The 15115-nt window shown below is 57.3% G+C and carries 13 protein-coding genes; 6 read left to right on the top strand and 7 right to left on the bottom strand.

Going from position 1 to position 15115, the window contains the following annotated elements; genetic code table 11:
- Positions 1-6: 6 nt before the first annotated feature.
- From IEX10_RS17245 to IEX10_RS17230, 4 genes are read right to left on the bottom strand one after another with little or no spacing between them, the layout of a single operon-like run.
- Positions 7-2448, bottom strand: coding sequence for a GcvT family protein (locus tag IEX10_RS17245; RefSeq protein ID WP_188678235.1), 2442 nt, complete (start codon positions 2446-2448; stop codon positions 7-9).
- A 10-nt stretch (positions 2449-2458) separates the two neighbouring features.
- On the bottom strand, positions 2459-3082 hold the full coding sequence (locus tag IEX10_RS17240) for a LysE family translocator (RefSeq protein WP_188678233.1): 624 nt from the start codon (positions 3080-3082) through the stop codon (positions 2459-2461).
- Positions 3082-3465, bottom strand: coding sequence for a GFA family protein (locus IEX10_RS17235; RefSeq protein WP_188678231.1), 384 nt, complete (start codon positions 3463-3465; stop codon positions 3082-3084). The genes IEX10_RS17240 and IEX10_RS17235 overlap by 1 nt, the downstream gene beginning before the upstream one ends.
- Positions 3466-3487: 22 nt before the next feature.
- Positions 3488-4060, bottom strand: coding sequence for a helix-turn-helix domain-containing protein (locus IEX10_RS17230; protein WP_188678229.1), 573 nt, complete (start codon positions 4058-4060; stop codon positions 3488-3490).
- A gap of 160 nt (positions 4061-4220) precedes the next feature.
- On the opposite strand from IEX10_RS17230, the gene IEX10_RS17225 reads away from it, so the two are divergent.
- Together IEX10_RS17225 and IEX10_RS17220 are read left to right on the top strand one after the other, a co-directional pair.
- A complete protein-coding gene (locus IEX10_RS17225) occupies positions 4221-4916 on the top strand; it encodes a Crp/Fnr family transcriptional regulator (protein ID WP_188678227.1) in 696 nt (231 codons plus the stop codon).
- Positions 4917-5005: 89 nt separating this feature from the next.
- Positions 5006-6709, top strand: coding sequence for a Y-family DNA polymerase (locus IEX10_RS17220; protein WP_188678225.1), 1704 nt, complete (start codon positions 5006-5008; stop codon positions 6707-6709).
- Between the two features lie 12 nt (positions 6710-6721).
- On the opposite strand, the gene IEX10_RS17215 is transcribed toward IEX10_RS17220, so the two are convergent.
- The 3 genes from IEX10_RS17215 to recQ all read right to left on the bottom strand — a co-directional run bounded on the left by IEX10_RS17215 (position 6722) and on the right by recQ (position 11164).
- Complete coding sequence (locus IEX10_RS17215; RefSeq protein WP_188678223.1) at positions 6722-7954, bottom strand: MFS transporter; 1233 nt, start codon at positions 7952-7954, stop codon at positions 6722-6724.
- A 248-nt stretch (positions 7955-8202) separates the two neighbouring features.
- Positions 8203-8967 carry a peroxide stress protein YaaA gene (gene yaaA, locus IEX10_RS17210; protein WP_188678221.1) on the bottom strand — a complete coding sequence of 255 codons (765 nt, stop codon included), beginning with the start codon at positions 8965-8967 and terminating at the stop codon, positions 8203-8205.
- Between the two features lie 130 nt (positions 8968-9097).
- The gene (recQ, locus tag IEX10_RS17205) at positions 9098-11164 is read right to left on the bottom strand and encodes a DNA helicase RecQ (protein WP_188678219.1); all 2067 of its coding nucleotides are present in this window, start codon (positions 11162-11164) and stop codon (positions 9098-9100) included.
- Between the two features lie 124 nt (positions 11165-11288).
- On the opposite strand from recQ, the gene IEX10_RS17200 reads away from it, so the two are divergent.
- The 4 genes from IEX10_RS17200 to IEX10_RS17185 are packed head-to-tail and all read left to right on the top strand — an operon-like array spanning position 11289 to position 15099.
- Positions 11289-12164: a lysophospholipid acyltransferase family protein gene (locus tag IEX10_RS17200; protein WP_188678217.1), complete on the top strand. Its 876-nt coding sequence runs from the start codon at positions 11289-11291 to the stop codon at positions 12162-12164.
- Positions 12112-13452, top strand: coding sequence for a 3-deoxy-D-manno-octulosonic acid transferase (locus IEX10_RS17195; protein ID WP_188678215.1), 1341 nt, complete (start codon positions 12112-12114; stop codon positions 13450-13452). Before IEX10_RS17200 ends, IEX10_RS17195 begins: the two co-directional genes overlap by 53 nt.
- The gene (locus IEX10_RS17190; RefSeq protein ID WP_188678213.1) at positions 13449-14072 is read left to right on the top strand and encodes a glycosyltransferase family 29 protein; all 624 of its coding nucleotides are present in this window, start codon (positions 13449-13451) and stop codon (positions 14070-14072) included. Before IEX10_RS17195 ends, IEX10_RS17190 begins: the two co-directional genes overlap by 4 nt.
- Before the next feature lie 37 nt (positions 14073-14109).
- Positions 14110-15099 carry a KpsF/GutQ family sugar-phosphate isomerase gene (locus IEX10_RS17185; RefSeq protein WP_188678211.1) on the top strand — a complete coding sequence of 330 codons (990 nt, stop codon included), beginning with the start codon at positions 14110-14112 and terminating at the stop codon, positions 15097-15099.
- Positions 15100-15115 lie beyond the last annotated feature (16 nt).

The following is a 15115-nucleotide window of genomic DNA, read 5'->3' as shown; positions in this document are numbered from 1 at the left end:
CTTCTATCAGGCGCGCAAACGTTCGTTCTGCGGGTCCCAAAGCGGCGCATCTTCCTGCACCACGGCTTTGAACCGCTTGCCGTAGATTTCCACTTCCAATTCGGTTCCGGCTTCCGCCAGATCAGCCCGCACCATGCCCAGCGCAACCGAGGCATTCACGCGGTAGCCCCAATCCCCCGAAGTGGTTTCACCCACGACCTGCCCGTCATGCCAAAGCGTTGACATATATGGCGCATCGGATTCTCCAGCGTCCACCAGCAGCGTAACAAACGCCTTCTTGCGGCCCTGCTGCTTTTCGTTCTGGATCGCAGCCTTGCCTGTAAACTCAAACGGCTTGTCCAGCTTGACGAAACGCTCCAGACCGCCCTCCAGCAGGGTGTAATCCGTAGACAGATCGCCCTTCCACGCGCGGTAGCCTTTTTCGATCCGCAGGGAATTGAGCGCATACATGCCAAAGGGCTTGGCCCCCGCATCCAGCACCGCCTGATAGATCGGCGGCATATCGGCGTTTTCGGCGTGGATTTCCCAGCCGAGCTCCCCCGCAAAGGAAACACGGATCAGAAACGCCTTTTTCCCTGCCACTGTCGCCCACTGGTGGGTCAGCCAGCCCTGTTCCAGATCGGCATCTGTAATGCCCGACAGAACCGCGCGGGATTTCGGGCCGGTCACGATCAGCGTGTCCCGTTCGGTGGTGGTTTCGCGGACCGTCACGCCTTCGGGCACGGAATTGCGGATCAGCTCTCCGTCGTGCCACTGCGCTGTGGCGGCGGTGATCAGGACGAAACTGTTCTCTTCCAGACGAATGCAGGACATTTCTGTTAAGATCCGTCCACGGCTGTCCGATACATAGATTAGGTTCATCCGCCCTGCCTTGGGGATGCCGCCGGTACAAAATCCGCGCAGCCAGTCATCAGCGCCTTCGCCCTGTATCCAGAACCGCGAAAACCCCGGCAAGTCGAGCACACCGCAATGGTCGCGCACCGCTTCGCATTCCTCTTTCACGCGCTGGGTCCACGGCCCCTGTCGGTTCCACGTGTGGGTGGAGTCCTCCGAGGTGTCATCACCGTCCTTGGCAAACCAGTTGGCCCGCTCCCAGCCGTTATAGGCCCCCATGACGCCGCCCAGTTCGACAACCTTATCGTGGTTCGGGGACAGTTTCTTGTCCCGTCCCGCAGGCCATTCGTGGTGGGGGAAGTGCATGGCGTATTCGTGGCCGTAGACCTCCATCCCTTTCTGAACGCAGTAATCTTCGTCTGTGTAATCGGTATAGCGGCGCGGATCGACCGCCCACATATCCCACTCGGTCTCGCCCTCGGTGATCCATTCCGCCAGCACCTTGCCAGCGCCACCGGCCTGCGCGATGCCAAAGGTAAAGACACACGCCTCAAACGCGTTTTTCACACCAGGCATAGGGCCAAGCAACGGCAAGCCGTCAGGGGCATAGGGGATCGGGCCGTTGATCACCTTGTTAATGCCGCTTTGCCCCAGCAACGGCACACGGGCCATTGCGTCTTCCATATACCATTCCAGTCGTTCCAGATCATCGGGGTACAGTTGAAAGCTGAAATCCTCGGGCATCGGGTCTTCTGGTGTCACCCAATGGGCCTTGCAGTTGCGTTCATACGGGCCAAGGTTCAGGCCGGTCTTTTCCTGCCGCAGATAGTAAGAGGAATCCACATCTCGCAGCAAAGGCAGCTTGCCGTGTTCCTTGGTATAAGCCTCTATCTCGGGGATTTCTTCGGTCAGCATATACTGGTGGCTCATCACCATCATTGGCACAGTGCGCCCGCCATAGGGCTTGAACCATTCCCCCACACGCTGTGCGTAATAGCCCGCAGCATTCACCACAAATTCGCAGCGGATTTCGCCCTTTTCAGTCTCCACAATCCACTCATCGCCTTCGCGCCGCACGCCGGTTGCAGGGGTGAACCGCAAAATCTGCGCCCCCATATCCCGCGCGCCCTTGGCCAGCGCTTGCGTCAGCTGCGACGGGTCCATATCGCCGTCATAAGGATCGTAAAGCGTCCCTTCGAGATCGTGGACTTCAAGGAAAGGATACCGCTCCTGCGCTTCTTTCGGGGTTTCGATGGTAATATCCATCCCCTGATAGCGCCCCATCCCTGCGGCCCGTTCGAACTCTTGCATCCGTTCCTTGGAATGGGCCAGCCGGATCGAACCGGTGACGTTGTAGTTCATCGGGTAATCCACTTCTTCGCCCAGACGGCGATACAGCTCGGTGGAATAGCGCTGCATGTTCATGATCGACCAGCTGGTGGAAAACGTCGGGATATTCCCTGCCGCGTGCCACGTGGACCCGGCGGTCAGTTCGTTCTTTTCCAGCAGGACACAATCAGACCAGCCCGCCTTAGCCAGATGGTAAAGCGCGGACGCCCCGACAGCGCCGCCGCCGATGATGACCACGCGTGCAGTCGTTGGAAAATCAGCCATGTTGAACTCCTTAGTCGATCACCAGTCTGGCAGCGAGACCGCCAAACAGGATTGCTGTTATCTTGTTGAGGATTGCGACCCGCTTGCGCAGAGCCGCCGAAAAAGCACCTGCCGCTGCGCCAAGGCAGAGACAGAAAAGTAAGCCGAAGAACTGGAACACTGCGCCAAGCACAAGGATCTGCATCCAGATCGGGCCGATCATGGGATCGGTGAATTGCGGAATGAAGGCAAAGATGAACAGGGCGGTTTTCGGGTTCAGAACATTGGTCACAAACCCGCGCCGGATCGCGGCTGTACCGCTTTGGGCGGCACGGCCCCGCGCCACATCGCTATCCGCCCGCCAAGCCTGAACTGCCAAAACCAGTAGATAGGCCGCCCCCGCATAACGGATCGCGCTATAGGCGGCAGGGTGGGCCAGCAGCAAGGCAGACAGCCCCGCCGCCGCCATCAGGATATGCACAGCGATCCCGCAGTTGACGCCCACAGCAGCCGCCATGCCGATGCGCGGACCGCCCGACATGCCCGAGGCCGAGACAAAGACGAAATCAGCGCCCGGTGTCAGGTTCAGCAAAAGGCCAGCCCCGATAAAGGCCATCATCACCGCAGGGTCAAATCCGGTCAGAACATCCCACATCAGGTTTGTTCCTTCTGGGGCAGTCTGTCGGCAATCTCGTAATAATCGCCTTTATCCGCAACAAAGATATGTTTCTCTGTGTGCAGGCCCGTGTCCCCGTCAATGGTGCCGGTGCCAATCGACGTTGCCGCCTCGCTTTCCATTTCCCAGAACAGCGATGATCCGCAGACCGAACAAAACCCGCGCCGTGCGGTGGGCGAGGATTGATACCATTGCAGACCGTCACTTCTAGTCAGGGTCAACCTATCGCTTGGCACCTGTGTCGCGCTCCAGTAATGGCCGCTGGTCTTGCGGCATTGGGTGCAATGACAGGCAACCGAGGGACGCATTTCCCCGCTAACCTCAAAGGTAACAGCGCCGCACAGGCACGATCCGGTTTTCATCAGTCTCTCCCTTAAAGCTGCATCAGTACACTGGTGGCGCGATGGCCCAGACCGCCACCGCGTCCTGATCCCACGGATTGGCCCAGCGGTAAGGTTCGCCGCGAATGCGAAAACTATCGCCCGGTTGTAAGTCGAACTGATGCGCCCCAACCCACAGCCGCAGCCGCCCTGAAATCAGATAGCCGACTTCCTGCGTCGGGCGGCTTTCAAAATGGTCCATCTGCGCACCGGACTCAAATGTTGAATGGAACATCTCAAAGTCATCGGTCAGATCGGGCGACAGCAGTTCTTCGACCAACCCATCGTTGGTGGTCCCGATCTGACGCCGCGCGCCTTTGCGCACAACGTAGCCCTCTTCCCCCGCAATTGCGGGGGCTTGCCCGAAAAACAGTGATACGGATACATCCAGTGCTTGCGCGAGGGTCTTAAGCTCCTCAATCGAGGGATGGGAAATATCCCGCTCCACCTGACTGAGCCAGCCAACAGATTTCCCCGAAGCCTCCGCCAATGCGGTCAGGGTCACATTGCGCAGCTTGCGCAAGGCCCGCAGATCAGCCCCGAGAGATGCAGAAAGGTGGTGCGACGTATCCGGCATGATTCCCCGTGCATGAAATTATACATGAAAATTTCACCACATTTTTCATATCCGCAAGCCTAAATGCGACAAAATCAGGATTTTCAGCCGTTTTTGACCATTTGGGTGCTATTCTTGAATCCATACCCGCGCCATAGTGTCGGGAATACTGGGGAGAACCATGCAGCGAAACGAGCTGACATTTCCAAGCACGTCTTTCTTGGGCCGCTTAAGTGATGAGTCATGGAACGAGTTGTCGTCCCTGTGGACGGTAAAAACGTACCGTGCCCGTCATTTCCTGATTTCGGCAGACGACAAGGACAGTATGGACGTTTATTTCGTCATCGACGGTTCTATCCGTGCGACGGTCTACACCGATGCCGGACGAGAAGTGTCTTTGCTGACTTTTTCCAACGGCGACTGCATCGGAGAGTTCTCGGCGCTCGACGAAGCCCCCCGCTCCAGTGACGCCATAGCCGAGCGGGACAGTATCGTCGCGCGCATCACACCTGAACAGTTCAGGGTACTGGTGCGCAAGAATCCCGACCTCAGCTATACCTTGTTGATGCTGCTGGTGGGGCATTTGCGGCGGCTCTCCAAGCGGGTGATTGATTTCAATGCGAAATCCGCTGATGAAAGGCTTCGCGATGCGATCCTTGATTTGGTGGAAAAACGCGCAGGCAACGGCGATTCCGTGTTGATCGACCGCCCGCCGACCCAATCCGAACTGGCCGCTGTGGTGTTCTCTTCGCGCGAAAGCGTTGCCCGCGAAATGGGCCGGATGCGCAACGCTGGCGTATTGTTGCGGGTCAAACGCAGCCTGCATATCCCCAGCGTAACAAAGCTGCGCGAATACGTAGAAGCGGCTGCGCCCTAACTGTCTGTTCGGTTATCTGCGGGAATCATCTCGACTCCGCACTGCGAATCTTGATAAGAACAAAACAGGAACACAACTCTGTTAGTTTTATGCCGATCCGCCGAATCCTGTCCATCTGGTTTCCCCATCTTGCTGCCGAACGGGTGCTGCGCAACCATCACGGGGCTTTGCTGCACCCGTTTGCGATTGTGGCCCAGCAAGGCAACGCGCTATCACTGGCCTGTCTCTCGCCCGAGGCTGCTGCCGAAGGATTGCAGGTGGGACAGTCCCTTTCGGATGCGCGGGCGTTTTGCCCCGAACTGCTGACCGCGCCGGAAAACCCGCTGCAAGAAGCCGCTTTTCTGGCCAGTTTGCGTCGCTGGGCGGGGAAATATACCCCTTGGGTCGCGAGCGAGGCTCCGGCCTCGCTATTGCTGGACATCACCGGCTGCGCCCATCTGTTTGACGGGGAAAGCGGCATGGCCGAAAGCATCACGCAGGATCTGACCGATCTGCGGCTGACCGGGCGTTTCGGGATTGCCGATACGCCGGGGGCTGCTTGGGCACTGGCCCGCTATGCCGGACACTCTGCTGGCGCGCATCGCTCCGGTGATGCCATTGATCAGGAAGCCCGCGCCACCCGCTCCCGTGCCTTCAAACGGCGCAATTGGGAAAAGGGAGGCGCCGCACCAAGCCGGATTGCCGCCAACCCCGACGCTCCGAGCATTGCATCACCGGGCGAAACCCGCGCCGCCATTTCCCGCCTGCCGGTGGCCGCCCTGCGGTTGTCACAACAGGATTGCGTCAATCTCAACCGGTTGGGAGTGCGGATCGTCGCGGACCTGATCGGCCTGCCCCGTGCCGCCCTTGTGCGCCGCTTCGGGCGCGATGTGGTGATGCGGCTGGATCAGGCGCTCGGGGTGGATCCCGAACCGGTTTCTCCGGCGAAACGGACCCATCATTTTGCCACCCGCCTGTCCCTGCCTGACCCGATTGGTCTGGAAGATGACATAAGCGCCGGAGTGGATCGCCTGCTGCCCCCGCTTTGCGAGAAACTGCGCAAGGCAGGGCGCGGCGCACGCCAGTTGCGGCTGTGGTGTTTTCGCACCGATCATACGGTCCAGATCATCGAAATCGGACTGGCCCGCCCGAACCACGATCCCGACCGCATCCGCCCGCTACTGTTGCTGCGCCTGCCCGATATAGAGGCCGGTTTTGGCATCGACACCTTGCGGCTGGAGGCGTTCCTCACAGAACCTTTGTCCAACATCCAGCACAAAGGTCACGCAGATGCCGTGGCCGCCGCCCGCGAACGCCGCGACAATACCGACGCTATGAGCGATCTTTTGGGGCGGCTTGGTGCGCGTGTCGGGTTGGACAGCCTGACACGCTTGCATCCCGCCGACAGCCATATTCCGGAAAAGACCGCCACCCGTATGGCTGCAGCTTATTGCGCACCGGCAAAACACTGGCCCGAAACTTACCTGCACCGGCCTGTGACGCTTTTCCCGCCGGAAATTGTCACCCCCGTTACGGATCAGGCCACGCCGTCTTCTACCGCCACAACTCCGCCTGCCTCTGGTCCGATGCCTCCGCCCCCGTGCTTTCGCTGGCGGCGGCGGGAATTTTACACCCGCAATGCCAGCGGCCCTGAACGGATTTCCCCTGAATGGTGGCTGGACGACCCCAACTGGCGCAGCGGCACACGAGACTACTGGCAGGTGGAAACCCGCACGGGGGAACGGCTCTGGCTGTTTGAAACAAAAACACGCACGCGGTCAGGGGACTGGTTTTGTCAGGGGGATTTCGGCTAGGCCGCCCCCCGGTCACAGCCGCAGCCGCAGCAATCCGTAAACCGCCAGCGCAATGGCAATGCAACTGGCCACAGCATAGGGCATCCGCAGGGCAAGCTCCCGCCCGATCTGGGGCTCGGCCACAGAAACCACCCAACCGGCCAGCAGCGCGCCCAATGGCATCATCCCCCAGCCGAAAAACCGGTAAATGCTGTTCACGCGCCCCAACAACCCGTCTGGAATCAAGCGTTGGCGATAAGATACCGTCACGACATTCCACAACAAAGCAGCGAACATCTCGATGAACAACGCAAGGGCAACCAGCCAGGGATTGGAGGTCACATAGATGAGAATGAACATCACAGGAAACAGGCACAACACCACCTGCAAGCTGCGCTCTGCCCCTAAGCGCGCCGCAATACCGGGGCAGACAATCCCCCCGACGACACCACCCGCAGCCCCCGCAGTCAGCAGAAACCCGTGGCCCACGCCGCTTAGTCCGAGGATTTCCTGAGAGAACAACACCAGCACCGTCAGCGCCATAACCGCAAGCATATTGGACACACCCAACATAAGCGCAAGGCGCATCAGTTTGGGGTGTTGCATCAGCCACCTGAAGCCCTCAAGAACCTCCGCGCCCATGCTGCGCTTGGCTGGCATGGCGCGAGGCGGCACCACAATCAGCCAGACGACCCAAGCCGCAACCGCGAATGTCACAGCATCCAGCGCAAACGGCGCAGGCACCGCATAGGCAATCAGCACACCGGCCAGAGGCGGACCGATGAAGCTGCCCATAATCTGCTCGATGCTCCAGATCTGGCCATTTGCCCGTTCCAGATCTCCGGGCGCGACCACAGAGGGCAGCGCAGTCTGCGCCGCATTGTCCCGCACCACTTCGGCAGAGCCGAGCAAAAAGGCCAAGCCGCAGAGCGCCAAAATGTAAAAGTTCACCCTATCGTCGGGCGGCAGGTCCGGCAGAAAGGTAATCAGGGCAATCACACCGGACGTCAACAAAAGCCGCAGCAGATCGGCCATCACCATCAACCGCTGCCGGTCACCCCGATCGGTGATGACACCGGCCGGCAGAGAAAACAGCAACCACGGCAGGCGGGTCGCAAAAGCGACATAGCCGATTAAAACCGGATCCCGCGTGATCAGGGTCGCCAACCAGGGAAAGGCCAATGCGGAAACCCCATCCCCCAGATTCGAAATAGCAGAAGCTGAAAAAAGCAGCCGGTAATTCCGATTAGAATACAACAAAGACATGGGCTACTCTGTCCTGCCTTTCAGCTTCAAAGTCAACTACCACAAGTAGAAGGGACGCCGGTAGGTCGCGTCTGTTGCGAAAAAATGAACAAGGCGCTTCTGCTGGCAGGTACGGCACTGCGAACGAACCCTCCAGCCACCGGCGCCCGTTATGGTAGAATCATTAGCATTCCGAGCCGACACAGAAACCCGACAAATCTACTTCTATCCTGCCATTTCAGAGCGTCGCAGCCTGAAGGCGTCCCGCATCAGCCAGCACTGCGGGTAAACGTCAGGGTCTTTTCATCGGATAAACCCGGTTGGAACTTATATCCGTCCAGATCAAAATCCTTCAGGCCTTCTACCGTTTGCACGCGGTTTTTAATGATATAACGGGCCATCGCCCCGCGCGCGCGCTTGGCAAAGAACCCGATCATTTTCAATTCACCGTTGCGGTCTTCTTTGAAAGACGGGGTGATAACGGGCGAAACCATTTTCTTTTCTCTGGCCGCCTTGAAATATTCGTTACTGGCGAGATTGACCACAGGCGCACCACTAGAAGCCGCGTCGAGCGCACCGCAAAGTTTTTCGCCCCAATAAGCATAAAGCGTTGCACCCTCGTCATTTTTTAACTTGCTGCCCATTTCCAGCCGATAAGGCTGGATCATATCCATCGGGCGCAGCAGACCGTAAAGGCCGCTTAGGATCCGCAAATGATCTTGGGCATAACTGCAATCAGATTCATCAAAACCCGTCGCTTCGAGACCGGTATAGGTATCGCCCGCAAAGGCAAACATCGCCTGTTTCGCGTTATCCACCGAGGATTGCGCAGAGAACCCGTCGAACCGCGCTTTGTTCAGCTTGGCAAGGTCTTCACTGATGTGCATCAGGCTGCGCAAATCGCCCACGCTCAGCTTTTGCGCAATCGTTGCCAGCCGGTTTGCGTCCTCCTGAAACGCCGGATAGGTTTCCGGCATCGGCTTCGCAGGCCGGTCAAAGTTGAGCTTTTTTGCAGGCGAAAGCACGGCCAACATATCGGGTCTCCAAATTTTTATGGGCCGCTATTACATGAAGATCAGCCGGAAGACCAACCCCGAATAGCCAACGGGCCGTCATCTACGGCTAAGCCGTTCACGATCGTGCAAATTAAATCACTTTGCCTGATTAAGCGGCTTTGTCGGAATGAATTTCATCCAGAAACGCCGCGCCAAACCGCTCGGCCTTAACCTCACCAACACCCGAGATCCGTGACAGCGCGTCAAGATCCGCGGGACGGGATTTTGCAATTTTCGACAAGGTCGAATTGCTGCAATTGAGATAAGTATCCATGCCGCTCTCGCCCCGCGCCAGCCGCAACTGCGCCTCTTGCAAGCGGTCGAACAGATCGCCTGCCTCGCGGCCTGCCAGTTTGCGTCTGGCGGGATGGACCTGTTCGGACTCTCCGTTGATCACCTCAAGAAAAGCCGCGCCGTAGCGTTCCAGTTTCACCGCACCGACACCTGCAATCCGTGAGAATTCATCCAGAGAACCGGGCCGCGCCTCGACCATGCTGATCAGGGTGGCATCGGGAAAAACAACATAAGCTGGTGCCTGAATGGCTTCTGCCAAAGCGCGCCTTTTCGCCTTCAACGCGGAAAGCAGTGGCTCATCCTCTTCAGAAACCATCGCCCGCGCTTTGCTGGTTTTGCGGTTCTGCCGCTGGATCGTGTCTCGGCGCAGCTCTATGCTTTCCTCGCCCTTCAGGATCGGCCGAGCCCGTTGTGTCATGCGAAAAGCTCCGTGCCGTTCCATATCCGGGCGGATCAGGTCATACCCCATCATTTGCCGGAAAATCGCCTGCCACTGCCCTTTATCGTATTCTGCACCAACCCCGAATGTCGGCAAAGATTCGTGCCCACGCTGGCGGATTTTGTCTGTTGTGACCCCGCGCAGAATGTCGATCAAATGTCCCGCACCAAAAGTTTCTCCGGTGCGCAGCACAGCGGACAAGGCTTTGCGCACAGCATCAGTCCCGTCGAAAACCTCTGGCGGACTGGCGCAGAGATCACAGTTTCCGCATCCGTCGATTTCGTCCCCGAAATAGCGCAGCAACACACGGCGCCGGCAACGCCGCGCCTCAGCCAGCCCAAGCAGCGCGTTCAAACGCCCGTGATCTGCCTCTTTACGCTCAGGCGGGGCAAGCCCCTCATCAATCTGGGCGCGGCGCAAACGGACATCATCCGCACCATAGAGCGTCAAAGTATCCGCAGGCGCCCCATCCCGTCCTGCGCGACCGATCTCCTGATAATAGGACTCCATCGACTTGGGTAAATCCGCGTGGGCCACCCAGCGGATATCAGGTTTGTCGATCCCCATACCAAAGGCCACCGTTGCGACGACGATCAACCCGTCCTCCCGCTGGAAACGGGTTTCCGCCAGCCGCCTGTCATCCCGCTCCATTCCTGCGTGATAATGCAGCGCTGAGTGACCTTCCGCCCTTAAGGCAGTCGCGAGGGTTTCACACTTGTTCCGCGACGAACAATACACGATCCCGGATTGCCCCTTCCGCGCAGCTATAAACTCAAGCAACTGCCGGCGCGGGCTGTTTTTGGGTTGAAACGCAAGGTTTATATTCGGTCGGTCGAACCCCCGCAGAAAGGTCGAAGGTAACGCGCCATCAAAAAGGCGGGTCACAATTTCATCCCGCGACTGAGCATCAGCAGTCGCAGTAAAAGCCGCCAGAGGAACGTTCAACTCTTTACGCAGCGCCCCGATCCGCAAATAATCAGGGCGGAAATCATGCCCCCACTGACTTACACAGTGGGCCTCATCAACAGCGATCAATCGCGTATTTATCTTGCGCAGCAGCATCACCGTGCCCGGATTGGCCAACCGTTCCGGCGCAATATAGAGCAGTTTGAGCGCGCCATCCTCCAGCGCTTGAAATACCTCTTCCGTTTCCTCCTCGCTATTCCCAGAGGTCAGCGATCCAGCCCCGACACCCACGGCATTCAGCGCGCGAACCTGATCACGCATCAACGCAATCAAGGGCGAGATCACAACAGTCACCCCATCCAAACAGAGCGCTGGCAGTTGAAAGCACAAGGATTTCCCGCCACCTGTCGGCATAATCGCCAATACATTTTCACCGGCAAGGACCGCGTCCACCACTTCCTTCTGGCCATCGCGGAATGCGGTGAACCCGAATATTTCTGCCAGTAAATCCTGGGCTTTCGCCTGTCGGTCTAACATGTTTGTTTTTCGTCTGCTCGTTCACTTATAGTTTTGACAGGTTGATAAACGCTTAACAACCCGCAACCAACCGAAGGAATCCCCATTCCCAAGGGCAACTTCATCTATTAGAAGGCGCGGTATCATGGCGTCAGAAAAACCGAAATCCCTGTTATACTTCCTGCAATACCTACCCGTTGCGATGTTGCTGGCAGTCTCAAAACTACTGCCCTTTGATGCGCGCGGGACTCTGTCTGGTGCCGTCGTCAGCTTTGCGGTGCGCTGGCTTCCCCCCTTCCGCAAGCGGATCGAAGAAGGGTTATGCCGCGTTTATCCTGAAATGACACGGGCGGACAGAAATCGTATCGCAACGGCTGTTGGGCGAAACATGGGGCGGACCCTGACCGAGATTTTGTTCAACTCCGAATTTGCCACCAAAACCGACCGTTTTGTCGCAACAGGCCCGGGGTTGGCTGCGTTGCATAAGGCCCGCGCAGAAGGTAAAGGCGCGCTGATCGTCTCGGGCCATTTCGGTCAGTGGGAGGCAATTCGTCACTACCTAAAGGCAGAGGGGCTTGAAACTGGAGCGGTTTACAGGCCCAATTCCAACCCTTGGTATGAACCCCACTTTCTTAGGGGTATTCGCGATGGCGGCGCGCCAATTGTGCCACGCAGCAACTCCGGCACGCTCCAGATGGTGCGCCATATCCGCAAGGGCGGTTTCTTTGCAATTCTGGCAGACCAATACGTGCAGTGGGCCGAGAAAATCCCGTTTCTCGGGCATATCACCTCCACGACTACTTCCCCGGCTGAATTGGCACTCAAGTACAATCTGCCTCTGGTTCCCGCCTTCGGGTTGCGCGATTCTGATGGCCGGACCATTCATATTACATTCGAAGAACCGATCGCCCATACAGATGCGACAACTATGATGACAGAATTTAACGAGCGGATCGCTGCGCGGATACATGCCAACCCCGGTCAGTGGTACTGGTTGCATCGCCGCTGGAAAAACCTGTAACACCTCCACAATTGCCCGTATTATCTGGCCAAAACTGCCTTGGAAGAAACCGGTGCCGCACGTTGTGATCAAACTCCTAACCTTTCTGGCAACTATTCCGTTGCTGATCTGGGTGACACTTCAAGTCGTGCTCCGGCAGAGCAGCTTGGATACTGCAAAAAACCGCCTTGGTATTGCAACGGATCGTCCCCCTGAAAAGCCGGTGATCTGGCTGCACGCGGCGTCACTGGGGGAACTGACTTCGATCAAGCCGTTTTTGCTCTACCTCGCGCGTAATTTCCCTGATCATTTATTGCTGATAACCACGAATAATCCTGCGGCATTGAAAGCGGCACGGGGTTGGGCCGATCTTCCGATGATTTTACAAACCGCTCCGCTGGACATCCCGTTTGTGGTCAACCGATTTCTCGCTTACTGGTCCCCTGCAGGTTTTGTTAACATCGAAGGCGAAATCTGGCCGAACCGGTTCATATCGCTGGCTAAAAAACAGGTTCCTTCCATTATGTTGAATGCTCGCCTGTCGGATCGCTCTGCCAAGAAGTTGTCTAAACTCGGCGCAAGCGCACTGGGTCTGGTACATTTCAACCAGATCTATGCGCAGGACGCGTGTTCAGCGGATCACTTTTCAACACTCGGCATACCGCAAGACTGCGTCCGGACCATTCCGAATTTCAAGTCATTGGTTTCACTTCCTCCTCCGGATGTCCGCATGCAGGCGCGGTATGATCGTTGTAATACCTTATTAGCCGCATCAACCCATGAGGGTGAGGAGCCGTTGATTTTGGACGCGTTCCAATCATTATCCGAGCAAAATCCTAATTTAAGATTAATACTGGTGCCAAGACATCCAAATCGCGTACCCGAAGTGATGAAATTCGCGCAAGACAGGAAACTGGAAGTGGGGATCTACGGTGAAAAAAGCGAGCCGGAACAAGTCACTGTAGTAGATTCCCTGGGTAGCTTGCAGCGCATCTACCCGCTTGCGCAGGTGACGCTCGTCGGTGGCTCCCTTGTGCCTGACATCGGGGGACACACGCCCTACGAGCCGCTTCGAGCCGCCAGTGCTATTGTAAGCGGCCCATTCCATTCAAATTTTAAGCAAGAATACGAAACACTGACGCAAGCGGACGCTTGCATACTATCTAAGTCAGGCGAACTTGCGGACGCACTGAGCACCGCTTTCTCCCTTGCCGACGAATTGGCTGCAAGGGCCCAAAAAGTTTACCCTTCGGCCGCTGATCCGACGGTGCTTTTCAACGATATTGCGCGGAAGGTCGGGCTTTCATGATCTCACAGATAGCATTTACATTAAAACGTATCTTGTTTGGTGAGGATTTTCTGGCACAGCATTCATGTAGTCTTAACACTTTGCATGAAGACTTAGCAGGGAAGACCGTAGCAATTGTCGGGAATGCCCGCAGCCTGAGCAAGCAATCCTTCGGTAAGACGATCGACCAATATGATGTGGTCATCCGCATGCATGCGGCTCCTCTGCCGCAGGTGGAAAGCCACGGCACGCGCACGACCTGGTTGGCATTGGGAATGCCAGTGTCTCAGGAAATTATTGACGCGCGGGCCCCCGTTCGCCTGTTGTGGATGGCAAAGAAACGCAAACGCCTGCGGGCACGGTTTGCAAAAGCGAAAGGATTTTATCTTCATCCCAAAAACGAATGGGACCGTATGGCGACCGAACTGGCAGCCCCTCCAACCACGGGCGTCATGCTGATAGATTTGGTCGCACGGTCAGCGGCGGCAGAGATACACCTGTTCGGCTTTGACTTCTTCACCAGCCTGTCGCTGTCGGGGCGCCGCACAGCAGCGCAGGTGCCCCACGACTTTGCGGCGGAAAAACTGTTCACCCAGTCTTTGGTCGCGCGGGATCATAGGGTTGTACACCACACTGATTAACACTAACCACAGTCCCAAAGACAGATCAGGTGGACCAATGGACAAATCGGTATCAATTAAGGACGCGATTCAGACCAACCTAGTGGGGCTACGCGCGCTGGAAGAGCAACTTGAATCTTCCGAACTATCCGCAGCTTTGGATACTGCGCTGGACTTGCTTTTTGCAATGAAAGGCCGCCTTATTGTTGCCGGTGTCGGGAAAAGCGGGTTGATCGGACGAAAGCTTGCAGCGACTTTTTCTTCCACAGGAACGCCAGCCTATTTCGTCCACCCGGTAGAGGCCAGCCACGGTGATTTGGGGATGATCCAGTCCGACGATGTGGTGATGTTGCTGAGCTGGTCCGGCGAGACGCGGGAGCTTTCGGACTTGCTGGCCTACACCCGCCGCTTTGGTGTTCCAGTGATCGCCATCACCGGAAGCGCAAACAGCACATTGGCCCGTTCTGCTGATGCAGCGCTGGTTCTGCCCAAAGCGCCTGAAGCCTGCCCGCACAACCTGGCCCCGACCACATCGACGTTACTGCAACTGGCAATTGGTGATGCGCTGGCTGTAACCGTGCTTAAGATGAAAGGCTTCTCGGAAGAGAGCTTCCGTGATTTCCATCCGGGCGGCAAGCTTGGTGCGGCTTTGACGCCGGTGCAGGACATTATGTTTAAGGAAGCGAACCTGCCGACGGTACGAGAAGACGCGCCCATCATAGAGGTTCTGGGGGAGATTTCCCGCAAAACTCTCGGCATCGTCGGCGTGCTTGACGATACCGGCGTCTTAAAAGGTGTGATAACGGACGGGGACATCCGCCGCTATCTTGAAGCAAATTCCGCAGGCTCAATGAAGGAAGCCATGTGGGAGAAACTGGCGGCTTCCCTTATGACGCCCGGATCTGTCCATCTGGAGCCGCAGCGATCCTGCGCGCGGGCTCTGCATGTTCTGCAAAGCAATAAAATCTCTGCGGCTTTCGTTATCGAAAACGGCAAGCCGGTTGGCGTTGTCACTCTGATCCAGCTTCTCTCACTCGGCGTTGCTTAAGGACGGGGGTAAAAGC

This window comes from Neptunicoccus cionae (assembly GCF_014643735.1).
Lineage (GTDB): Bacteria > Pseudomonadota > Alphaproteobacteria > Rhodobacterales > Rhodobacteraceae > Amylibacter > Amylibacter cionae.
The sequence above is the reverse complement of the archived record's forward strand: the minus strand, read 5'-3'. Positions and strand labels throughout refer to the sequence as shown.

Excerpts from the sequence above, each read along its gene's own strand:
- IEX10_RS17245 (WP_188678235.1), bottom strand. The coding sequence starts at position 2,448 with ATGGCTGATTTTCCAACGACTGCACGCGTGGTCATCATCGGCGGCGGC.
- IEX10_RS17240 (WP_188678233.1), bottom strand. The coding sequence starts at position 3,082 with ATGTGGGATGTTCTGACCGGATTTGACCCTGCGGTGATGATGGCCTTT.
- IEX10_RS17235 (WP_188678231.1), bottom strand. The coding sequence starts at position 3,465 with ATGAAAACCGGATCGTGCCTGTGCGGCGCTGTTACCTTTGAGGTTAGC.
- IEX10_RS17230 (WP_188678229.1), bottom strand. The coding sequence starts at position 4,060 with ATGCCGGATACGTCGCACCACCTTTCTGCATCTCTCGGGGCTGATCTG.
- IEX10_RS17225 (WP_188678227.1), top strand. The coding sequence starts at position 4,221 with ATGCAGCGAAACGAGCTGACATTTCCAAGCACGTCTTTCTTGGGCCGC.
- IEX10_RS17220 (WP_188678225.1), top strand. The coding sequence starts at position 5,006 with ATGCCGATCCGCCGAATCCTGTCCATCTGGTTTCCCCATCTTGCTGCC.
- IEX10_RS17215 (WP_188678223.1), bottom strand. The coding sequence starts at position 7,954 with ATGTCTTTGTTGTATTCTAATCGGAATTACCGGCTGCTTTTTTCAGCT.
- yaaA (WP_188678221.1), bottom strand. The coding sequence starts at position 8,967 with ATGTTGGCCGTGCTTTCGCCTGCAAAAAAGCTCAACTTTGACCGGCCT.
- recQ (WP_188678219.1), bottom strand. The coding sequence starts at position 11,164 with ATGTTAGACCGACAGGCGAAAGCCCAGGATTTACTGGCAGAAATATTC.
- IEX10_RS17200 (WP_188678217.1), top strand. The coding sequence starts at position 11,289 with ATGGCGTCAGAAAAACCGAAATCCCTGTTATACTTCCTGCAATACCTA.
- IEX10_RS17195 (WP_188678215.1), top strand. The coding sequence starts at position 12,112 with ATGCCAACCCCGGTCAGTGGTACTGGTTGCATCGCCGCTGGAAAAACC.
- IEX10_RS17190 (WP_188678213.1), top strand. The coding sequence starts at position 13,449 with ATGATCTCACAGATAGCATTTACATTAAAACGTATCTTGTTTGGTGAG.
- IEX10_RS17185 (WP_188678211.1), top strand. The coding sequence starts at position 14,110 with ATGGACAAATCGGTATCAATTAAGGACGCGATTCAGACCAACCTAGTG.